The organism is Leifsonella bigeumensis, from assembly GCF_039537265.1.
In the GTDB taxonomy this organism is placed as follows: Bacteria; Actinomycetota; Actinomycetes; order Actinomycetales; family Microbacteriaceae; genus Terrimesophilobacter; species Terrimesophilobacter bigeumensis.
Genome location: NZ_BAABAE010000002.1, coordinates 160,271 through 181,376, shown reverse-complemented (window position 1 = coordinate 181,376; position 21,106 = coordinate 160,271). Strand labels below are relative to the sequence as shown.

Annotated in this window: 22 protein-coding genes and 1 tRNA gene; 7 read left to right on the top strand and 16 right to left on the bottom strand. The window is 65.1% G+C overall.

Translation table 11 applies throughout. The features are described from left to right. Positions 1-80: 80 nt before the first annotated feature. Genes ABD678_RS03795 through ABD678_RS03765 form a run of 7 tightly spaced genes read right to left on the bottom strand, consistent with a single transcriptional unit; the run spans position 81 to position 6,490 of the window. Complete coding sequence (locus ABD678_RS03795) at positions 81-458, bottom strand: hypothetical protein (RefSeq protein WP_344753865.1); 378 nt, start codon at positions 456-458, stop codon at positions 81-83. Between the two features lie 10 nt (positions 459-468). Further along, the gene (locus ABD678_RS03790) at positions 469-1,167 is read right to left on the bottom strand and encodes an ABC transporter ATP-binding protein (RefSeq protein WP_344753863.1); all 699 of its coding nucleotides are present in this window, start codon (positions 1,165-1,167) and stop codon (positions 469-471) included. Beyond that, positions 1,167-1,871 carry an ABC transporter ATP-binding protein gene (locus tag ABD678_RS03785; protein ID WP_344753861.1) on the bottom strand — a complete coding sequence of 235 codons (705 nt, stop codon included), beginning with the start codon at positions 1,869-1,871 and terminating at the stop codon, positions 1,167-1,169. The genes ABD678_RS03790 and ABD678_RS03785 overlap by 1 nt, the downstream gene beginning before the upstream one ends. Positions 1,872-1,884: 13 nt before the next feature. Beyond that, entirely contained in the window at positions 1,885-2,754 is an 870-nt protein-coding gene (locus ABD678_RS03780) for a branched-chain amino acid ABC transporter permease (protein ID WP_344753859.1), read from the bottom strand. Then, positions 2,751-3,653, bottom strand: a complete 903-nt coding sequence (locus ABD678_RS03775; protein ID WP_344753857.1) for a branched-chain amino acid ABC transporter permease — start codon at positions 3,651-3,653, stop codon at positions 2,751-2,753. Before ABD678_RS03775 ends, ABD678_RS03780 begins: the two co-directional genes overlap by 4 nt. Positions 3,654-3,677: 24 nt before the next feature. Beyond that, complete coding sequence (locus ABD678_RS03770; RefSeq protein ID WP_344753855.1) at positions 3,678-4,841, bottom strand: ABC transporter substrate-binding protein; 1,164 nt, start codon at positions 4,839-4,841, stop codon at positions 3,678-3,680. A gap of 26 nt (positions 4,842-4,867) precedes the next feature. Beyond that, positions 4,868-6,490, bottom strand: coding sequence for a thiamine pyrophosphate-binding protein (locus tag ABD678_RS03765; RefSeq protein WP_344754360.1), 1,623 nt, complete (start codon positions 6,488-6,490; stop codon positions 4,868-4,870). Between the two features lie 166 nt (positions 6,491-6,656). Between ABD678_RS03765 and ABD678_RS03760 the strand changes: the two genes are divergently transcribed. Next, the gene (locus tag ABD678_RS03760) at positions 6,657-7,814 is read left to right on the top strand and encodes an FAS1-like dehydratase domain-containing protein (RefSeq protein WP_344753853.1); all 1,158 of its coding nucleotides are present in this window, start codon (positions 6,657-6,659) and stop codon (positions 7,812-7,814) included. Positions 7,815-7,837: 23 nt separating this feature from the next. On the opposite strand, the gene ABD678_RS03755 is transcribed toward ABD678_RS03760, so the two are convergent. Genes ABD678_RS03755 through ABD678_RS03745 form a run of 3 tightly spaced genes read right to left on the bottom strand, consistent with a single transcriptional unit; the run spans position 7,838 to position 9,662 of the window. Continuing rightward, positions 7,838-8,635 carry a hypothetical protein gene (locus ABD678_RS03755; RefSeq protein ID WP_344753851.1) on the bottom strand — a complete coding sequence of 266 codons (798 nt, stop codon included), beginning with the start codon at positions 8,633-8,635 and terminating at the stop codon, positions 7,838-7,840. After that, complete coding sequence (locus ABD678_RS03750; RefSeq protein WP_344753849.1) at positions 8,632-9,306, bottom strand: cysteine hydrolase family protein; 675 nt, start codon at positions 9,304-9,306, stop codon at positions 8,632-8,634. Before ABD678_RS03750 ends, ABD678_RS03755 begins: the two co-directional genes overlap by 4 nt. Further along, positions 9,303-9,662, bottom strand: coding sequence for a hypothetical protein (locus tag ABD678_RS03745; RefSeq protein WP_344753847.1), 360 nt, complete (start codon positions 9,660-9,662; stop codon positions 9,303-9,305). Before ABD678_RS03745 ends, ABD678_RS03750 begins: the two co-directional genes overlap by 4 nt. Before the next feature lie 290 nt (positions 9,663-9,952). On the opposite strand from ABD678_RS03745, the gene ABD678_RS03740 reads away from it, so the two are divergent. Genes ABD678_RS03740 through ABD678_RS03725 form a run of 4 tightly spaced genes read left to right on the top strand, consistent with a single transcriptional unit; the run spans position 9,953 to position 14,632 of the window. Continuing rightward, the gene (locus tag ABD678_RS03740) at positions 9,953-10,711 is read left to right on the top strand and encodes an SDR family NAD(P)-dependent oxidoreductase (RefSeq protein WP_344753845.1); all 759 of its coding nucleotides are present in this window, start codon (positions 9,953-9,955) and stop codon (positions 10,709-10,711) included. After that, positions 10,708-12,330, top strand: a complete 1,623-nt coding sequence (locus tag ABD678_RS03735; protein ID WP_344753843.1) for a class I adenylate-forming enzyme family protein — start codon at positions 10,708-10,710, stop codon at positions 12,328-12,330. The genes ABD678_RS03740 and ABD678_RS03735 overlap by 4 nt, the downstream gene beginning before the upstream one ends. Further along, a complete protein-coding gene (locus ABD678_RS03730) occupies positions 12,327-13,547 on the top strand; it encodes an acyl-CoA dehydrogenase family protein (RefSeq protein WP_344753841.1) in 1,221 nt (406 codons plus the stop codon). The genes ABD678_RS03735 and ABD678_RS03730 overlap by 4 nt, the downstream gene beginning before the upstream one ends. Then, a complete protein-coding gene (locus ABD678_RS03725) occupies positions 13,547-14,632 on the top strand; it encodes a phosphotransferase family protein (protein WP_344753839.1) in 1,086 nt (361 codons plus the stop codon). The genes ABD678_RS03730 and ABD678_RS03725 overlap by 1 nt, the downstream gene beginning before the upstream one ends. 281 nt (positions 14,633-14,913) lie before the next feature. Here ABD678_RS03725 and ABD678_RS03720 read toward each other — a convergent pair whose 3' ends face one another. The 5 genes from ABD678_RS03720 to ABD678_RS03700 form a co-directional block, all read right to left on the bottom strand. Further along, positions 14,914-15,321, bottom strand: a complete 408-nt coding sequence (locus ABD678_RS03720) for a DUF4383 domain-containing protein (protein ID WP_344753837.1) — start codon at positions 15,319-15,321, stop codon at positions 14,914-14,916. Between the two features lie 81 nt (positions 15,322-15,402). Next, positions 15,403-16,044: an anti-sigma factor gene (locus tag ABD678_RS03715; RefSeq protein ID WP_344753835.1), complete on the bottom strand. Its 642-nt coding sequence runs from the start codon at positions 16,042-16,044 to the stop codon at positions 15,403-15,405. After that, positions 16,041-16,577 (bottom strand): ECF RNA polymerase sigma factor SigK, encoded by a 537-nt coding sequence (gene sigK, locus ABD678_RS03710; RefSeq protein ID WP_344754358.1) that lies wholly within the window; start codon positions 16,575-16,577, stop codon positions 16,041-16,043. The genes ABD678_RS03715 and sigK overlap by 4 nt, the downstream gene beginning before the upstream one ends. A 312-nt stretch (positions 16,578-16,889) precedes the next feature. Beyond that, entirely contained in the window at positions 16,890-17,519 is a 630-nt protein-coding gene (locus tag ABD678_RS03705; RefSeq protein WP_344753833.1) for a DNA-directed RNA polymerase subunit beta, read from the bottom strand. 26 nt (positions 17,520-17,545) lie between these two features. After that, positions 17,546-19,252, bottom strand: a complete 1,707-nt coding sequence (locus ABD678_RS03700; RefSeq protein ID WP_344753831.1) for a cytochrome c biogenesis protein DipZ — start codon at positions 19,250-19,252, stop codon at positions 17,546-17,548. A gap of 219 nt (positions 19,253-19,471) precedes the next feature. On the opposite strand from ABD678_RS03700, the gene ABD678_RS03695 reads away from it, so the two are divergent. Together ABD678_RS03695 and ABD678_RS03690 are read left to right on the top strand one after the other, a co-directional pair. Further along, the gene (locus ABD678_RS03695) at positions 19,472-20,122 is read left to right on the top strand and encodes a fasciclin domain-containing protein (RefSeq protein WP_344753829.1); all 651 of its coding nucleotides are present in this window, start codon (positions 19,472-19,474) and stop codon (positions 20,120-20,122) included. Positions 20,123-20,205: 83 nt separating this feature from the next. Continuing rightward, a tRNA-Lys gene (locus ABD678_RS03690) sits at positions 20,206-20,278 on the top strand. 109 nt (positions 20,279-20,387) lie between these two features. On the opposite strand, the gene ABD678_RS03685 is transcribed toward ABD678_RS03690, so the two are convergent. After that, positions 20,388-21,071, bottom strand: a complete 684-nt coding sequence (locus ABD678_RS03685; protein ID WP_344753827.1) for a DNA alkylation repair protein — start codon at positions 21,069-21,071, stop codon at positions 20,388-20,390. Positions 21,072-21,106: the final 35 nt, after the last annotated feature.

Sequence of the window (21,106 nt, the reverse complement as noted above, 5' to 3'; positions counted from 1 at the left end):
AGGGGCTGTCCTTCGCCTATCCGGTCATAACAGAGCCGCACCCCGCGGCTGTACACATACGGCATTCCAAACTCCCCTGATCAGACTTCTTGCACGCCGCTGAGCGATTCCCGCATGGCTGCAGTCAGCCAGAACAGGGCGCTCCAGTGATGCATCACCTCGTGGAGGTCGTCACCGAACTCGACATGCCCCTCACGGAAAAGACGATTGAGCGTGATGTTGACGGCATGAGGATCCTGGAGGAGTTGCCACCCCTGCGTGGTGACGGCCATCGTCACTCGGGCCGCCTCCGTTGGCGCCTCATGGCCGCCGACGGTTCCGCGATCGATCACGAAGTTCTCGTTCCCTGACGCGGTGCTCACCTCCACCACCGCCTGGAAGCACCGGGCTCCCGCAGAGAACTCGTCGTTCTGGGCCAGGATGCCCTCGACGGCTTCCTTGAATCCTGCTAATTCCACACGTCCCCCTTTACCCGAGATAGCTCTCGACGAGTGCTGAATTCTTCTCGAGCTCGGACGGTGGTCCCTCGAGCACCGCCCTGCCCTGCTGCAGCACGTAGACGCGGTCCGCGATCGCGAAGGCCCGTGCGGCATTCTGTTCTGCGACGAGCACGCCGATGTCGCCTCGCTTCAGGCCCTCGACGAGCTCGAACACCTGGCTCACGATCGCCGGCGCCAATCCGAAGGACGGCTCGTCCAGGAGCAACAGCTTCGGAGCGCTGATGGTCGCGCGAGCAATGCTGAGCATCTGCCGCTCCCCACCACTGAGTGTGCCGCCGAGCACATTCCGTCGCTCCGCCAGACGCGGGAATGTCTCGTACGACGCCTCGATCGCCGCTCGCGCGTCATCGCGCGTCATCCGATTTCCTCCGACCCGGAGGTTCTCGTCGACGGTCAGGGAGTTCAAGATGCCGCCGCCCTCCGGCACCTGCCGAACCCCGGCACGCGCGATCCGGTAGTTGGACCAACCCGTGACGTCCACGCCATCCAGGACGATCCGCCCACCGCTCGTCTTGACGATGCCGGCGATCGCGTTGAGCGTTGAGGACTTCCCGGCGGCGTTCGCGCCGATCACCGCGACGATCTCACCGGGGTCGACGACGATATCGACGTCCTGGACCGCCTGGACTGCGCCGAACCTCACGGCTATCGACTCGACTCTGAGCATCAGCTTCGCTTTCCCAAGTAGGCCTCGAGGACTCGTTCGTTCTTCTCCACCTCGGCGGGTGGGCCGGTGTGGATGAGGCGGCCGAAGTCGAGCACGGCGAGGCGATCCGAGACCTCCTTGACCAACCGGAAGTTGTGCTCAATGAGCAAGATGCCGAACCCGGCCGCGCTCTGCCGGGCGCTGATGACGTCGATGACCTGTCGAGCTTCACTCTCGGCCATCCCCGCGGTCGGCTCGTCCAGCAGGAGCAGACTCGGACGCATCAGGATCGCGCGAGCGATCTCGATCCGATGCCGGTCGACCACGTTCAGCTCATCCGTGCGAGCGTCCAGTCGACCGGTCAGTTGAAGCGCTTCGACGATCTCGTCGAAGTCTTCATTGTTCGCACCGGTGTGCACTCGAGGACTCGCCAGGATGTTCTCCCTAACGGTGAGCCGGCGGAACATCCTCGGGCTCTGGAAGGTGCGCACGACACCGTGGCGCGAACGCTTGTAGGCGGGCACCCGGTTGAGCGGCCGGCCGTCCAGGAGAACCTGGCCACCATCGGGACGCAATGCCCCGGTGATGATGTTGATGAGCGTCGTCTTGCCCGCGCCATTCGGCCCGACCAGCGAGACGAACTCGCCGTCATCGACGCTCAGTTGGACTGAGGCAAGTGCGGTGACCCCGCCGAAGGACTTCTTGATCTCATTCAGCTCAAGCATTCGAGTGCTCTCCTCACGACGTGATCCCCGCCTGCACGGCGCGAACAGACTTGGCTCGCAGCCACCGCGGCCGCCCGCCGGGAATCAGACCCTGCGGTCGCAGCAGCACGATGAGCATCAGTGCGAGGCCATAGGCGATGCTGTGATCGACGGACACCAACCTGGCGAGTTCCGGGAGCGCGATGACGACCGCCGCGCCAACGACCGGACCGAACAACGAGTCACGGCCGCCGATCAACACCGCCAGGATGATCTGGACGATCATGGAGAAGCCGAAGTTGCTTGGGATGATGCTTCCCAACTGGAACGTGTAGAGCGCGCCACTGACCCCGAGGATCACCCCGCCGACAATCGACGCGATGACCTTCATCTTCCGCGTGTCGATGCCGACGCTCTGTGCCGCGAGCGTGTCATCCCCGACGGCTCTCATTGCGCTGAACAGGCGGGTGCGGCGCAACAGCCACAGTGCGAACACGACGATCACCAGCGTGATGAGCACGACCGGTGGCGTGGCGTCGAATCCTGCCGGCATGCCGAGCGAGCCTCCGACGTACGGGGTCTTGTGCGCGAGTGCCACCAAGAACTCTGCAACACCGAGCGTCGCGATCCCGAGGAAGAGATGGTCCAGCCGCCAGGCGAACAGGCTCAGCAGCGCCGAGACGACTGCCGCCAGGACTACGCCGATGACGGTCGCGATCGGGAAGGGAATACCCCAGTGGGTGTAGGCGACGGCCGCCCCATACGCACCGATGCCCATCGTCGCGGAGGGTGCCATGGAGAACATTCCCGTTCCGAAGATGACGCTCCAGCCGCTCGCGGCGATCGCCAGAATCGCGAACGTGAGCAGCAGCTGCCCGGAATATCCGTAAAAGAACTCGATCATCGGTCGTCCGCTCCCACTGCCGTTCCGGATAGTTTTCTGCCGAAGATGCCTGCGGGCTTGAACAACAGCAGGGCGACCAGGATCACGAAGGCGAAACCGTCAGCCGGCATCGCCGGGGCGAACGCGATGACCATGGCCTCGGTGACGCCCAGGAGGAGGCCGATGAGGACAGCACCACGAAAACTGGTCAGCCCGGCGATCACCGCGACGAGCAGGCCCTTGATCGTCAGGACGACGCCGAGTGTCGGAGTCGCCGCGGCATACTGCAGCCCGTAAAGCGCCCCGGTCGTGCCGGCCAGCGCGGAGGCGAGTGCAACGATCCCGATTCTCAGCGCCACCGGACTGATCCCGACACCGCCGGCGATCGAGGCGTTCTCGGCGACCGCTCGAGCGCTCAGGCCCCAACTCGTCGAATAGATCATGCGATCGAGTGCGACGAGAAGGAGGATCGTGAACACCGTCACGAACAACTGCGCCTGACCCAGCCGAACGTCGCCGATCTTGAAGCTCTCGCTCGCGAACTCGACGAAGAAGGGCTGCGGACTCGAGGAGAAGATCGTGCGAACGATTCCCTCGAGCACCATCCCGAACCCGAGCGTGGTCAGGAATGGCACGAGCAGTCCGCCGCCCTTCGACGCAAGGGGGGCGATCGCCAGCCGCTCCAGCAGCAGGCCGAACACGGCACCGATTGCGGTCGCGGCGAGCAGGGCTAGCCAGAAGTTTCCCCCTGACAGCCCTGCCACCACGGACGCGAGATAGAAGCCCACGATCACGATCGGACCCTGAGCCCCGTTGAACACTCGTGCGACCCCGAAGATCAGGACGAAGCCGAGACCGATCAGCGCATAGATCGCACCGGTACTCAGTCCATTGAGAAGTTGCTGAATGAGGAGGCTCATTATCGGATCCAATAGCAGTCGAGGCTAGAACGGGATGAACTTGCCGTTGTCCATCACCAGGACGAAGATTCCTTCGCGCGCCGCGTTTCCGCTGCCGTCGGGGAACGAAATCGTGCCGGTGACACCCTCGTAGGTGATGCCCGCGAGCGCGTCTCGGACGCTCTCCCGGGTGATCTCACCATCGATGGCGGCGATGGCCTGCCCGAGCAGCCTCACGCTGTCGTAGCCATACGCGTTGAAGATGGTCGGCTGCGTGCCGTGCTTGGCCTGGAAGGCCTCGACGAATTCAACGACCTCGGGGTTCTTGCTCGTCACATCGAACGGCGTACCCGTGATCAATCCCTGGGCGTTACCCTGCGAGAGCTCCCACAGGCTCGCGTTCTGCGCGCCGGCGTCACCAACCCAATGCATATCCTCAAGGCCGAGGTTCTGCGCTTGGAGCAGCATGGGTCCGGCATTGGCGGCAACGACCGACATCAGCACGGCATCAACGTTCGCTGCAGCGATGTTCGTGAGCTGCGGTGCGAAGTTCTGCTGCGTCGACTCGAACGACTCGACCCGCTTGATCTCAATCCCCAAGTCAGCGGCAACCGCCTCGTAGAGGTCCTTCGCCGCAACCGCGTAGTCAGCATCCGAAGCGTAGATGATTGCAGCGCTCTTGATACCCCACGCATCGACCGCGGCCTTGACCGTCTTGGCGATGATCTCCTTGTTCTGCGGAGGAAGTCGGAACACGAAGTCCCCGAACGGGACCGTCCACGGTGCCGAGCCTCCCGCGACGATGCTCACGAGACCCGCCTCGTTGGCGAACGGTGTCGTGGCGATGCCGCCGGACCCATCGGCCGGCCCGAGCACTGCGACGTACTTGCTGTCCGCCGCGAACCGCTTGAACAGTGCGACGTTGGTCGGGATGTCGAAGCGACTGTCCTCGTGGTCGATCTGGACCTGGCGCCCGTTGATACCGCCCGCATCGTTGATCTGTGCAAGAGCGATCGCCTCGCCGGCGCGCGTCTGCTCCCCGTAGGTCGCTGCGACGCCGGAGACGCCAGAGATCCCGGCGAGATAGATGGGCCCGTCATCACTACTGGATGGCGGGGTCTCCCCTGGCGACGCGCATGCGCCCGCCCCGAGAGCCACGATCGCACCAACGGCGATGGTGCTGGCGAGTCTTCCGAATCGATTCTTCACTGGTGTTTCCTTTCGTTTCGAGCGGTTCAACGGTGACCCGCTTCAGCTGTGATGACGGTTCGTTGGTACATCCGGCTCATTGCGTACGGCGGGATGCGGGCATCAATGAGCAACGGGCGTTGTCTGGCGAAGTAGTCGCGAACGTGGCCGGCAAGCGCCTCCACGGTCGACGGAGTGTGGGCTTCGATGCCGAGCGCCGTGGCGAGGTCGGCAAATGGCGAGTAGCCGAACACGGCATGCCGAGGGTCCTGGCGGTGGGCGGCAAGCTTGTGCACCTCGGCTCCGTAGGCCCCGTCGTTCATGATGACCGCGAGCAGTGGCAGCTGGTAGCGCGCCCAGGTCTCGAGTTCCGGCAAGCTCATCAGCAGACTGCCGTCACCCTCGACGACGAGCGTTCCGCCGGCTGGACGACCAGCGGCCACCCCCAGCGCCGAGGGAAACCCTTGCGCGATTGCGCCGAACTGATAGTGGAAGTGGGTTCTGCCCGCCGATTTCGGGGTGTAGTTCTCGATGAAGTAGTTCCAGAAGTGCCCGACACCCACGACGACCTGCGCGGCGGCGGGGACCTCGTTCGAGATTGCCCGGACCACCTGAACGGGATCGAGGATCGGCGCCGCTGCTTCGGTTGACCCGATGGATTCCGGATCAGCCACCATGCCGGCGGCCCAATCGACGCTGCCGCGTCGCGGAGAAGTCAAGCGACGGCTTCGAAGGTCAGCAACCAGTCGCCGAACGGCGGCCTTCGCGTCTGCCTGCACGTGCAACCACACTCCAGCGTCGGCGGATGCCGGACGGACATCGATGCGGACGAGCGCCGCCGACCCGAAGAGCGTGCCCTCGTCCGTGGTGTGGCGGCTCAGGCTCGCACCGACGACGAGAACTACCTCAGCCTGCGCAATCACCTCGCGAGCCCTACGGTTGGAGAATCCGCCGATGATCCCGATGCTGCGCGGGTGGTTGGAAAGCGCGCCGAGCCCCTTGAGTGTCGTGCCGACATGAGCGTCGAGCAGGTCGACCAGCTCCTCGACCTCGGAGAGCGCGTCCGCAGCGAGCGCACCGCGTCCGACGAGCACGACGCAGCGGCGACCCTCGAGCGTTGCCAGCAGCTCCGCTGCCGATGCCGGATCGAGTTCGACCGGCGCCGCGATGTCGGCAACGACAGAACGTGCGACCTCCGGCGAGCCGAGCACCTCTTGCACGTCCATGGGAACGCTCAAGATGACCGGAATGCGATCGCGGCGGGCGACGGTGAACGCTTCAGCGACCAGGTCAGCCGCCGCGTGTGCATCCTCCAGGCGAAGATGATGGGCACCGACCACCGTGGCGAACGCCTCGGTGTCGAACTCCTGCAGGTGCCCTTCTTCATCGCTCGGAGTGTCCCCGGCGAAGACGACCATCGGCGTGCGGTTGATCACTGCGGCGCGCAGCGGCGTGAGCGTGTTCGTCACACCCGGTCCGCACGTCACAGTGCAGACTCCGATCTGATCGTTGACCCGCGCATACCCGTCCGCCATGGCCACGGCACCGGCCTCGTGCCTGGCGTGCACCACCGGGACGATCTTCGCCAACTCGGCGACCCAGTGCATGTTGCCGTCGCCCATCAGTGCAAAGACTCGTTCAACACCTTCAGCAACGAACGCATTCGCCAGTCGCGCGTAGGTGGGGACGAGAGTGTCTTGGTTGTGCGACGTGTTGATCTCGACTCCTCACCCTTGAGAATGCCACTGGTCGAGCGAGCGCTCGGTGAAGTAGAGTCTTCAACACCAGCCAGCCGAAGTCAAGACCGATCTTCGGAACTCAACGAAGGGAAAGACCGTGCCTGCAGAGTTGGACCTGTCCCCAAGCATTGACGAGAGCGCCCTCGAAGACCTTCGACGGTTCGAGGGGAAGGACATCCGGGTCGAGCCCTACAACCACGAAGCGACCCTCGACACCATCCGTCACTACGCCTGGGGCATCGGTGACGACAATCCCCTCTGGACGAGCACCGAGCACGCGGTGGCTGCCGGCCACGACAACCTCCTCGCCCCGCCGACCTTTCTCTACTCGGTGTTCGACGGCGCGATCGGGGCAGGGCTTCCTGGAGTCCAGCCGTTCTATGCCGGCACCCGATGGCGCTTCTTCGACTACCTCCGTCGTGGCGACGCGATCACGCCCAACTCCCGGTTCGGCGAGGTCAGGGAGCATCGCGGCCGTACGGCGCCGTACTTCCTCGTCCAGACGGCGCTCACCGACTACACCGTTGGCGGCAAGGTGATCGCCCACGCCACCGCGGAGACGTTCCGCGTTCCGCGTCGCGGCGCCGACGGCGGCCAGGGACTCTCTTATCCATTCCGCGAAGAGCATGTCTACACGGATGCCGAGCTCGACGCCATCAGGGAGCAGGCGCTGAACGAGTTCCGCAGAGGCTCGTCGCCACTGGATCCCGCCCGGGTCAACGTCGGCGACGTCATCCCTGCAGTCGTGAAGGGGCCGATCGACCAGATCGCGATGACCGCGTACTACGCCGGGTGCATCGGCTCGCCGGGCTACAAGGGCGTCGAACTCGCGTGGAAGTACCGTGATTTCGCCGCCAACGACCCGGGCAAGTTGCCGTCGAATTACGACCCGAGCTACTTCGCTGAGAAGGTCCTGCCCAGCCTCGGGCACCAGAACAGTGGTGTTGCGCGCGAGATCGGCATGCCGAACGCCTACGACAACGGCCCGCAGCGTTGCGGATGGTTCGCCCACGCGGTCACGAACTGGATGGGAGACTTCTCGTTCCTTGAGACGCTCGAGATCAAGCTCCGTCGCCCCGACATCTTCGGCGACACGGTCTGGATCGGCGGCGAGGTCGCCGGTATCGAGACGGCGGGTGAAAATGCTCGCATCACCGTGACCATGACGGGCACGAATCAGCTCGGCGATGTCGTCGCCACCGGCGGCGCGACGGTCCTCACCAATGGCGGTCGTCATCCCGCAAGACCGGAATGACAATGTCGACCGGCCGCCCGCCGTCAGTGGTGATCCGGCCGCTCGCGCCATCTGATCGCGAGACAACCGTCGTCTGAGTACGCGGAAGCACCGCCATCGATCGTCTGCTCGGCGTCGCAGTAGTAATCGCCGGCGGTCAGCGTTACCCCGTCCCCGAGGTGCAGCGATCCGCTGAGCACGAACCATTCGTCCCCACCGTCGAGGCGCTGCGGTTCACCGGAACCTCGCCAGCCGGCCGGATAGCGGTTCAGCGACGTCGACCATCCGCCGACCTCCCCCGGCCAAACCTCCTTGATCTCAAACCCGAGCGGTGCGCCGCCCGGATCGGTGGCGTATACCCACTCCAGTTCGTCGACGCTGACGGGCGAGCATCCTCTCAGCGTCGACTCCGGCGGCGCTGACGGATGAACATATTCCCTTCCGTCCCATCCGGACGGAATGTCCTCGAAAGCGAAATCCAGCGCGCCGGAGAACTTGATCAGAAAGGTGACCGGGGTGGCCGCGGTCTGATCCGCAGGGTGTACCCAATACGGCGGATGGTTCAGATACCCGAGCGCGCTGAGCGTGTGCCACGAGCCGAAGTGGAATGTCCCCTCCAGCGCGAACAATTCTTCGTGACAAGTGTGCATCTCGAACTTGCGACTGCCTTGCGGCTCCCCGTTCGGAGGCCGGTAACCGGCTGGCATGACCTGGATCAGCGTGGTCGCGCCCGTCAGCGCATTGTGAGACAGTACTTGCCGCGTCACCCCGGGTCGCCCTGGGATGTTGCTCTCCATCGGCAGCCGACTCACATTGACCGGACCCACCGTGACGCGTGTCACAACGCTGCTCCATCCTTGGAAGATCCGGCCGGGATGGGGGCCCGATTGCCGAACGCGGCCACCAGGTCCCGTGAAGGCACGATCGGGCCGATCATCGCCCCCATGATCGCCATGGCCGCGTCGTGCAGTTCCGGCCAGTACGACATCACACCATCCTCGACGAGCACGACATCGAGGTCCCTCACGAATGCGTCGTAAGCGCTGTGGATGATGCATCCATTGGTCGCAGCGCCCGTCAAGACGACGGTGCGTATCCCGCGCCGCCGCAGCAACGCCTCAAGCTGTGTCTGATAGAAGACGGAATAGTTCGGTTTTTCGAGGACGATCTCGTTGCTGCGCGGAGTAAGCCGATCGATGATCTGCGCCCCCCACGTGCCGGTGAGGAGGCGCGATTCGTACGCGCCGAACGTGTCCGGCAGTAGGCTGTGCAGTTCCGTGAGGTCGGTGGGGACACCGCGATCGGCAGGCTGATACGTGATCGCCGTGTAGAGCACGAAGACGCCGTTCTCCCGCGCCGCTTCCAGTAAGAACTGGATGGGCGGAATGATGGACTGCACCGGGCCGACACCGCCGCCAACGCCAGCGTAATAGCCACCCTCTTCGCAGAAGTCATTCTGCATGTCGACGACCAAGAGCGCGGTGGTTGCCGGGTCCAGGATCAACGGACTCACGATTCTCCATCGGATGGGTGAGAGAGAGCGGCCAACTCCTCGTAGATGGTCACCGTCGTGTTGAGAACCATCGGCGCGATCTCCTTCGACCACCCTCGACGGGAAAGGAACTCTTCCGACCGCAGGACGTCCGCACTCTCCAGCCCATAGATGGCCAAGTAGGTTTGGATGGATTCATCCGACGGGTAGCTGGCGTCGTCGCGTCGTACTCGATAGCGCTTGCCCCACCGGACTCCGGCGACGGCCACGATCTCTGGCAGATGGACGTTCGTATACCACGTGTTGAACTCTTCTTCCCCGGCAGGGTCAAGGTCTGTTCTGACCATCAGAAGTGCCGGAACTATCGTCTCGTTCATTCAGTGCCTATCTCTCAACGCGGGCTACTCGACGTGCGAAAGCGTGGATCTCTGGATGCGCCGCTCGGGCGCTGGTCCGCATTCCCACCTTCCCCGCCGACTGATTGTGGATCAGCATGCCGTACCGGTTCGAATCGGGCAAGGTCGGATGGCTGCAGCCGCATCCTCACCGCGGAACAGACTATTGAACGAAACGATTGAGGCGAGCGGCACGCCTGAGCTAGAGTGACTTTACCCAAGATAACCGACCGATCGATCGGGTGGTATTTGAAAGACATGAGGTAACTGGTTTGACGAACGAGACTTACCAACGTGTCGCTTGGGTCACGGGAGCAAGTCGCGGCCTCGGCCGCGCTCTTGCGCTCGGTCTCGCGCGCGCCGGTTACCGCGTCGCCGTCACGGCCAGGGACACCACGGCGCTCGCGAAGGTTGCCGACGAGATCCGCGCAGTCGGAGTCAATGCGCTGGCTGTCCCCGCCGACGTGGCCGACTCGGGTCAAGTACGGGCGGCAGCTGAGCATATTCAGAGTGACTGGGGTCGGCTCGATTCATGCATTGCCGCAGCCGGAGTCAGTCCGGCCCTGACAAAGTCGGTCGATGTGCCCGACGAGGAGTGGCGCCACCTCCTGTCGATCAATCTGGACGGCGCCTTCTGGACCATGCGTGAGGCGGCCCGCGCCATGAGCACCACGGGCGGCGGGAGCATCATCGCGTTGTCGTCGGTGCACGCGCGTTCTGCGGGCAAACGGCTCGCGGCCTACAGTGCTTCCAAGGGAGCAATCGAAGCGCTCGTGCGCACACTCGCAGTCGAGTGGGTGCCGCTCGGCATCCGGGTCAATGCGCTCGCGCCGGGGTACTTCGAGACTGATCTCACGGCGGGCATTCGCGGTTCCGAGCGGCTCTACGACGAACTCACGAAACGGACCCCGATGGGCCGTTTCGGCACACCAGACGAACTCGTGGCCGCGGCTCTCTTTCTCGCCTCCCCCGAGTCCGCCTACACAACGGGCTCCGTGCTCTCGATCGACGGCGGGTGGACCGCAGGATGAGCACTCCACAGCCTGCCTATACATCGATTCCCGATGCGTGGAGAGCGCGAGTCGAGGCCGACCCGCAGCATCCCGCGATCAGATACTTCGATGGGATGCTCACCGCGCTCGACGTCGACCGGCTCTCCGACCAGTTCGCCGTAGAGTTCGAGGATCGTGGTGTAGTCAAGGGCGATCGAGTGGCGGTCTACCTCCAGAACATCCCCTATCACCCACTGGTGCTCCTTGCCCTGTGGAAGCTCGGAGCGATCGGCGTGCTCGTCAATCCGATGTATCGGGGCAGCGAGTTGCGCCGGCTCATCGACGACTCCGGGGCGATCGGCATCGTGGCCGGCCGGCGCAGCCTCGCCGAGACTCGCGCCGCCCTCGAGGACAGTAGTGTGCGCTGGGTGCTGAGCGCTTCCGACACCGCATTCCAGACCCGCGACGACCCTCGAGTATTCGACGGGCTGCCGCCGGCCGAGACCTCCCCCGACGGCGACCTGGAAGCCGTAGCCGCGAGCGCAAGCCGACCTCGGCTCCGTGCGATTGAACTCACAGGGGACGACACGGCGTTCCTGACCTACACCTCGGGCACCACCGGCCCACCCAAGGGGGCGATGAACAGCCACCGCAACGTGTTGCATGCCATCGACAACTTCAGTGAGTGGATCGGGCTGGGGCAGAAGGACGTCGTGCTGGCGATCGCGCCGATGTTCCACATCACCGGCATGGTCATCAACGCGGGAATCGCACTGCTTGGCGGTGCGACGCTCGTGCTCACAGCGCGCTACCACGCCGAGGTCGTGGCGGACGCCTTCAAAGAGCACGGCGTGACGTTCACCATCGGCTCGATCACCGCGTTCAATGCGTTCTTTGCGCTCCCCCAAGTCGACGAGAGCTACTTCCGCTCGGTGCGGCTTCTGTACTCAGGCGGGGCGCCGATCGCGCCCTCGACCATCTCGCGTTTCCAGGAACGATTCGGGCACTACCTGCACAACGTGTGGGGGATGACGGAGACGACCGCCGGCGGCATCGCAGTCCCTGCCGGTGCCGTCGCGCCGGTCGATCCCCGCAGCGGGTCGCTGTCCATCGGCATGGCGATGCAGAACGTGACCGTGCGCATCATCGATGAGAGCGGCGCAGACGTGCCTGCCGGCGAAGAGGGCGAGCTCGAATTCTCCGCGCCGCAGGTCATCTCCGGCTACTGGGGCAATCCGGAGGCCACCGCGAGCACCTTTCCCGACGGCCGACTGCGCACCGGTGACGTCGCGGTGAAGGATGAGGACGGCTGGATCTTCTTGGTAGACCGGCTCAAGGACCTCATCAACGCTTCCGGATTCAAGGTCTGGCCGCGTGAGGTGGAAGACGCACTGTACGAGCATCCCGCCGTCTTCGAAGCGGCCGTCGTCGGGGAACCCGACGAGTATCGCGGCGAGACGGTCGTGGCCTACGTCTCGCTCAACCCGGGCCACCTGGTCGGGCCGGAGGAACTCATCGCCTTCACCAAAGAGCGGCTCGCCGCCTACAAGTATCCGCGGCGCGTGCGCATAGTCGACGCGCTCCCCAAGACGGTGACCGGCAAGATCCGCCGGGCAGAGTTGCGCAGCTCCTCCGTCGGCGGAAAAGACGCATCATGAACCTCTTTCCCGACGCCGTCGAGGAACTCCGCCTCCGCACGCGCGAGTTCATCCGCACCACCGTCATCCCGAACGAGCCCGCACCAGGTGAGCGGCTCAACCCCGCCGTGCGCACCGAACTGCGGGCTGCAGCGAAGGCCGCCGGGGTGTTCGCACCGCACGTCGCGAAGGAGTTCGGTGGGCAGGGGCTTGACATCGCACACTGGTCTCCGGTCTTCCAAGAGGCGGGGTATTCGATCATCGGTGCCGTCGCCCTGAACTGCATGGCGCCCGACGAGGGCAACATGCACATGCTCGAGCTCATCGCCACGCCCGCGCAGGTGGAACGCTACCTGCGCCCACTTGCGGCCGGCGAGGTGCGCTCGTGCTTCGGCATGACCGAGCCGCACCCTGGCGCCGGTTCCGACCCGGATGCGCTGCGCACGACCGCGCGCAAGGTGGCTGGCGGCTGGATGATCGACGGTGAGAAGCGCTTCATCAGTGGCGCGGCCGGAGCCGGGTTCTGCATCGTGATGGCGCGCAACGACGCCGAGGACGATCATCTCGCGGGGGCGACCATGCTTCTCGTGGACATGGACAATCCGGGAGTGCGGATCGGACGCGAGATTCACGCGATCGACCGCGCGATCGATGGCGGGCATCCTCACGTGCACTTCGAAGGGTGCTTTGTGCCCGACGACGCAGTTCTCGGCAAGCCCGGCGAAGGGTTCCGCTATGCCCAGGCGCGGCTGGCGCCGGCGCGGCTGACGCACTGCATGCGTTGGCTCGGGCTCGCGCGTCGTGCTCATGACATCGCCCTGGACCGCACGGAGCGCCGTGAGCTCTTCGGATCTCCGATGCGCGAGCTCGGGATCGCCCAGAACATGCTCGCCGAGTCGGTGATCGACATCGAGACTTCCGATGCGATCATCACCAAGACGGCGGCACTTCTCGCCATCGGCGAGCGCGCTGGTTCGTCGCTGTCCTCGGTGGCGAAGGTCCATGTATCGGATGCCGTGTTCCGGGTGATCGACCGGTCCATCCAACTGTGCGGCGGCGACGGAGTGACCGATCGGCTTCCGCTTGCAGGGTACCTGAACGAGGTACGACCGTTCCGCATCTACGACGGCGCGAACGAGACCCACAAGTGGGCCATCGCTCGTCGGGCTTCCTCAAACCGCCGCCGCGAGGTCGAGCAGGGTGAGCCGTACCGCGCCGACGTGGATGCGCCACGTTGATGCAACACACCCCGGACGGCACCGAGGTGGTGGCAACTCGCAACGAAGCCATGGCACTCGCCATCCCGCCGCTGCTCGTCGTCGACGCGGTGATCGAGTTTCTTGACGCGCATGGGCTCGGTACCGGTGGCCTCCTGTGGGAGCGTATCGGGGACGGCCAGTCCAATGTCACCTATCGGCTCGAGCGCGGTCGCGAGGAGTTCGTGCTGCGTCGTGGACCGCGCCCCCCCATTTCCAAGTCGACCCACGACATGGTGCGAGAGGCGCGCATCCAGCGACTGCTTCGCGAGGAGGGAATTCCGGTACCTGAAATCCTTGCGGTGTGCGAAGACGTGTCTGTACTCGGCGTGCCGTTCTACGTGATGTCGTTCCTCGACGGCATTGTCGTCACAGACGCGATTCCGGCATCCCTGAACGAACCACACGAGCGCCGCGCGACGAGCCTTGCGGCCGTCGACACGCTCGCAATGCTCCACGACGTCGATGTCACCAAGGGTGAGATCTCCCGCCTTGGCCGCCCCGACGGCTACTTGCGTCGGCAGGTCGAGCGCTTTAGCTCGCTCTGGAGCGCTTACACGCAGCGAGACATGCCGGAGGTCGCTCGGATCGGCACCTGGCTCGCCGACAACATGCCCGCCTCGCAGCGCGCCTCGGTCGTGCACGGTGACTTTCGTGCGGGTAACCTCATGTTCGCCGCGGGGCCGCCGGCACGGGTGACCGCGATCCTGGACTGGGAGATGGCCACTCTCGGCGACCCACTCGCCGACCTAGGATACTTCACGGCGACCTACGCGGAGCCGGGAAGCCGAGTGACCCCGCTCGAACTTACCTCCGTCACGCGCGAACCCGGCTACCTCACCCGCCAGGAACTCATCGAGGAGTACCACCGGCGACAGCCCCACCTCTGCCTCGAGCCGCTGCCCTGGTATCAGGCGCTCGCCCTGTGGAAGGCCGCGATCTTCTGTGAGGACATCTACACTCGATGGCTACGCGGAGAGCGTCCGGGCGACATGTTCGCCCCGACGCTCGAAGCCGGTGTGCCCGCACTGCTCGAACGCGCCCGGGCCTTTGCCGGGGGCGAGTGACATCGCCCCCGGGCGTCGGCGGGGTGCTCATACCCGCGATCGAGCACGAATGGGAGACATCCCCGGCCTGCGCTTTTGTGCCCGGGTACGGCACCCGGCACCCAAGCTCCGTTGTCGTCACTCACGCGGTACGGGTGAAGGATGCGATGCTACGCGGACCGCGCATCGCCGATCACGCCGAGGCGGACCCTGATGCCACCTTTACTCGTTGCGAACTCGATCTGGTCCCGCGCCGAACGCCAGCCAGCACCGCGTAACCTGCGACACCTGCCTGCTCCGCCTCAGGCGATCGCTGCGTGCGTGCGCTTGTCAGTACCCAGCGCGGTTCCGAGCAGCACGACGGCGCTCGCGAAGTGGAGCACGTGATCCGCGGAGTTCAGCGCCAGCACGTTGAGCGGCGTCCCCACGAGGAAGAGTCCTGCGATACCGAGTAGAAGGTAGGCGGCGCCCACAGTGCCGTTGATGCCCTTCGCGGCCCGTGTACTCACAAGCCCGCCGATGACGAGCGCGACACCGATCAGCAGGTGGGCGACGTTGTGGAATGCGTTCACCTCGAAGATTCCGAGCAGGAGTCCGCCGCTGGTGGCGAAGAAGCCGACACCACCCGTGACCGTGAACCCGAGCAGACCGACGAGGATGTAGACCGCCCCGAACACGATCCCGACGAGGCGGTTTGGTGACTTACTCACGATGTTCCTCCAATATCCGTGTGCTGCGGATGTCGCGCACAACAGGCATTCGGAACGGTCGCGGATGCGGTTTGGTGCGGCTCAGGAACTCGTGATCGCCAGGATCGGGTCCGTGGTGGGGGCCGGGGAACCCCCGTCCGGCTCGACCGTCACGCCGACCGTGTCGCCGCCGCTCATGGCCCCGTCCAGCACTCGCCAGGTCGTGCCGGTGGCAGATGCCTCGAACGTGCCGGCCGGAGTCGCCGCCCCCTCTGCGTCCAGGTACCAGAGCTGGTATGTCTTGCCGGCCGGAAGCGCGGAAAGTCCATCGATGAGCACGGCGGACCGGCGCTGATCAAGCGACCAGATGAGGGTCGCGACTCCCCCTCCCGCAACCTCGGCGGAGGCCCGCTGCAGGTCGCCCGCTGCCGAAAGCTCGGCCAGGCTGGCGGCCTGGGTGTCGAGCGGTCGCGGCGCGAAAGCGTTACCAGCGAAGACTCCGCCCGCGAACAACAGGATCGCCGCAGCGGCAGCGACCAGTATCGTCACGGGGCGGGTGAACCAGCGTGCGTGCGCCGCGCTTTCGGCGCGACCCGGGACAGCATCCGCTTCACGCGGAAGCTGAGGCGTCACCGCGATCTTCGCCATGATGCTCGCCTTGAGCCCCGGCGACGGCTCGACCGGCAACACGGCGAGGCCGAGCTCGGTCTCGACATCGTTCTGCTCGCGCGGGGTCAGATTCACGATGCCACCCCCAGTTCGTTGCGCAATCGAGTCATACCGTCGCGCAACCGCGTCTTGACGGTTCCGAGAGGAATACCGAGTCGCTCGGCCAGCTCGCTCTGGGTGTAGCCGCCATAGTACGCGAGCGTGACCGCCTGCCGTTGCAGGTCCGTCAACCCCTCCAGGGCTCGTCTCACCCTCTCATTCTCGATCCTGATCTCCGCGTTCTCGGCGACATCGTCGTACTCGACGGCGAACTCCCGGATGCCGACCTTCAGGTCGCGCTCCCGCCCGGACTGCGCCGCCCGGACTCGGTCGACCGCGCGACGGTGGGCGATCGTGAGCATCCAGGAGATCGCGCGGCCTTTCGACGAGTCGAAACGCGTTGCCGACTGCCAGATCTCCAGAAACACTTCCTGCGCCACCTCCTCCGACTGCGCGCGGTCCACCAGAACCCTCGTGATCAGACCGAGAACCCTGGGAGCTGTCACATCGTAAAGTTCGCCGAACGCCACCTGATCACCGCTGGCGACCCTGACAAGGAGTTCGCCCATGTCGTCGCCCACGTCAAGGTCGGAGTTCGGCAGTCGAGGCACAAGCACAAGCTTGCCAAATATTCGGCCGTTTCGGTTACCCCGTGGGTTCGTCTTCTGCATCGCTGCAACGAGCATGACTGTCATTCGCAGCCCGCGGCCATTCGGATTGGTGGAGCCGGGCCGCAGAACGCCTCTCGGCGCGAGGCCGCTCGAAGCGGCGAATATTGGAGCCCGGGGTTACTGCGGCCCGGCGGGGTCCTTGCGGACCACGTCGAGTCTAACCGCCGAGGCTCCCAGGATCATTCCCTCGCGAGCACGCTGAGGCGACTCTCAGTCGAGCGAGCCGCTGCGCCAGAGCCGCGCGCAGGAGGAGAGTTCCGCCGCGGTCTCGGCCAGTCGCAGTGCCCTCGCGGTGAGCGCGGAGGCGCGGTCGGCATTCGTCGTCTCCACGTCATCCGCGAGGCTCGTCGCCCCCACCGAGCTCAGCCGGCAGAATGCCGCCGCACGCTCGAGTGCGATGGCGAAGTCCCCCTGGAAAAGCCCGCGCAGGATCTGGTCGGCAAGTGCGGTGACGTCCTCCGGGCCGGTCGGCAATGGTGCACCGGCGACGACGTGATCGATGTTCTCGGCCGTCTCGACGCCGCGCTGGTAGAGGAAGCTCACCCCGGTCGCATCCTGCCGGATGAGCGTGCGCAGCAGGTAGATGCGCCAGAGCGCGCCGGGCAGGCTGCGCGGGCTCGACTGCGACCAGAGTTCGGCGATCGCATCGATTCCGTGCTCGTCGGTGTAGGCGACGAGCCGCTCGACGATGTGCGGTTCCGGATGCTCGCGCACGCGCGTGAGAAGCGCCTGCGCCGTCTCGTGGGCGACGCGGCTGATCTGGGCAGGGTCCGTCCCACCCTCGAAGGTCTCGAACTTGGATCCCGAGAACTGGGTCGGCTTGTGGAACTCGTCGGTCACCCTTTCCACACTAGGCGAGCCGCCTGCTATCCGAACGTGAACGAGTACGCCTGGATGCCTGCACCGAACCGGACTTCGAGGCTTCCTTCGAGGAGGCCTTCCGTCTTCACCAGCTGGTAGGACTCCGGCGTTCCACTCACCTCGATGGTGCGCGTCGTGCCGCCGGCTGTCACCGTGACGGTTCCCCTGCCGGCCAGCACGATGCGCACTTCTCGAGCGTGGTAGCTCAGCTTGATCGCCGCCTCCCCCGAACGCGGGGTGATGAACTGGCCATCCAGCATCCAGTTGCCATCGAGGGCGAACGAGTCGGCGCGCAGTGTCGCCGGGTAGGTGAAGGATGTGGTCAGCGCAGAGTACTTTTCATCGCCGCCGAAGTTGACCACTTTGTTGGGGCTCAGATAGGTCTCCCGGGTGATGGATCCGGTCGGGGTCGTGTCAGCGACATCCGTGCGGTCGGGCAACTGCAGGTCTGGGTTGGCATCCTGGAGGAGCTCGCGGATGAACCCCTCCGTGGCGTCGTAGTTTCCCTCGCCGAACTGTACGTTGCGCACCACACCGGCAGCGTCGATGAGGTAGTGCGCGGGCCAGTATCGGTTGCGGTAATTCGTCCAGGTGGAGAGCGAGTTGTCGAGAGCCACTGGGTATTCGATGCCGAGCGCCTCTGCGCCCGCTCTCACGTTGCGGGGTTCCTTCTCGAAAGCGTACTCGGGCGAGTGGATACCGATGACCTCGAGGCCGCTGTCCTTGTAGCGCTCGTACCAGGCCGTCACGTGCGGGACCGAGCGCTGGCAGTTGATGCACGAGTACGCCCAGAAGTCGATGAGCACGACCTTTCCCTTGAGCCGGTCGAGCGCGATGGGCGCGTTCTCGGGGGTGTTGAACCACTCCTGGATGCCGGTGATATCCGGGGCCGTCCCGCAGCTCTCCAGCATGGTGGCGTTGTTGTGGCACTCGTCGAGGTCCTTGTTCTGGTCGTTGACCAATCCACCGAGGTTGAGCGATTCCTCCACTTGCGATGTGCCGCCGAAGCTGTCCTGCAGCGCGCTCGTGTAATCCGGGATGACGCGCTGCAGCAACTGCGGCAGGTTGAAGACGAGGCCGATCGCGAGGGCGATCATGACGATGCCCCCGGTCATCCGGATGCCGCGCTGGTGTTTGCGGAACGTCTTGACCCGTTCCGCGACGCGACGGCCGGCGAGCGCGAACGCCAGTAATGGCAGCGCGGCGCCGACGGCGAAGGTCACGGTGAGGATGATCGTCTCCACGCCGATCCGCCCGGTGGAGCCGGCGACGGTGATGGCGGCGAGGACGGGCCCGGCACACGGCACGTACACGGCCCCGAGGGCGATTCCGAGGAGGAAGCCTCCGCGTTCTGTGCTCACGCTGCGCTGCGGAATCCAGGAGAACGGCTTCTCCAGGATGTGCTCGAACTTCGGGACGATGAGCCCGATACCGATCAGTACGAGGACGATGAGCCCTGCCCATCGGATGAGGTCCTGCGGCAGGTGGAGCAGTGCGAGCAGGAGAGAGCCGACCAGAGTGAACACGCTGAAACTCACGACGAGTCCGGCGATCACAAGGTATGGGCGCCATCGGGATACGGTCGCCCGCTCCTCCCCACGCGCACTCTGAGTGCCACCGGAGAAGAAGATCACGGGAAGCACGGGGAGGATGCACGGGGATATCCCGGTGATGAGACCCCCGACGAATCCGATGAGCGCGAGCGTGATCATGTTTGCCTCTCCTGGCGTTGTCTTGGCCGGTGTCCGTGCCACGGAGGCACTCAAGTCATTCGGAACGATCTGCCATGAGGATTGCGTTGCCGGTCAGATCACAACTTCGACCGAAGTTCCAATCCGGTTTCGCCCTCGTGCCGAACGACCTGTTGAAGCCGAACAGCACTGTCGGCTCGGGTCGGATCCTCGACCTTCAGACAATGAAGGGGAATTTTCATGCGAGTCATCAATCGCACAGCAGTCGCAGCCCTGGCTCTCGTCGCCGCTGCAACGTTCAGCCTTTCCGCGTGTTCCGCGACCACAACGAAGCCGGAGACGCCCGACACCTCGTCGACACCGCCGGCCATGGAGAACGACCCCGCCGCTGATCTCGTCGGCCCGGGTTGCGCTGCCTACGCCGAGGCCAACCCGGATGGCGGAGGGTCGATCGTGGGGATGAGTCAGGACCTCGTCGCTCAGGCTGCCTCGAACAACCCGCTGCTCACGACGCTGGTCGCGGCGGTCTCCGGACAGCTCAACCCTGATGTGAACCTCGTCGACACGCTCAACGGTTCCGAGTTCACGGTCTTTGCACCGGTCGACGATGCCTTCGGCAAGATCGACGCGGCGACCATCGAGTCGCTCAAAGACCCGGCCAACGCGGAGCTCCTCACGAGCATCCTGACCTACCACGTTGTTCCCGGCCAGATCGCTCCCGACCAGATCGACGGAATGCAAACCACGGTCAACGGTGCGACGGTCGACGTGACCGGTAGTGGGGACAACATCATGGTCAACGATGCCAAGGTCATCTGCGGTGGAGTCCACACGGCCAACGCCACGGTGTACCTGATCGACACCGTGCTCATGCCCCCGGCCAAGGGCTGATCGCACAAGAATCGGAACTGGTCCGCCTCCTGATTGGCGGGCCAGTTCCGTCTGTGCTCGCGCCGCAGGTAGATTTGTTCCGCGGGCCTCTAGCTCAGTTGGTAGAGCATCGGACTTTTAATCCGCGGGTCGCCGGTTCGAGCCCGGCGGGGCCCACCGCATCCGGAATCTCAGCTGGGCCGAGCACGGCGTCAGAGATCCGGCGCGAACGCCGCCGAATTGCGGCATTCCGGATGTCAACCGGTCATTCGAGCGCGCTCGTGGCCTACTCAGCACGGCGCTTCACCAACTCGGCGATCCAGATGGGCGCGAACGGTGAGGTGCAGTTCGGGGGCGTCGGATAGTCCTTGAGCACCTCCAGGCGCTCACCGATGTCAATGGCGCGTGCCCGCAGCCCGGGGTGCTCGATCCCGATCTGGGCCAGGCAGTGGTTCATCGCCCACTGGAGGCGATCCGGGGCGTCCTTCATCTGCGCCTCGATGATGTCGAGGAGCCCTGGGAGGTCCAGGCCTTCGGGCTTCTTCGCCACGCGTTCGGTGGTCAGCGCCCAGCCGGCGCTCGCGACCACCGGGTCCGGATCGGCGAACCAGGCCAGGCGCAGCTCCTCGACGTGCGGGTTCTTCTTCACCACGTAGTTCACGAGCCAGTCGTGCACCCTGGGAGCGCGCGCCTGGCGCAACATGACGTCCAGCTCGTCACGCTCGAACAGCTTCGGGCGGCAGATCAGGATCGCCAGCAGCCGCGCCGCGGTGTCGCCGGTCTCCCACAGCTCGCGGGAAAGGTCCGGCTGGACCTTGAGCCGCTTCGCGACGGCCCGTAGCGCTCCGAGGTTCACGCCGTGGTCGTCACCGTGCCGGACGTTCACCTCGCGGATCTTCGGATCCTCCAGCGCGGCCAGTTCGGCCATCAACTGGGTCACCGTCGACCCGGTCATCGTCGTCTGGGTCATCTCGGCCTCCTCTCCATCACCTCTCGGACTCAGCC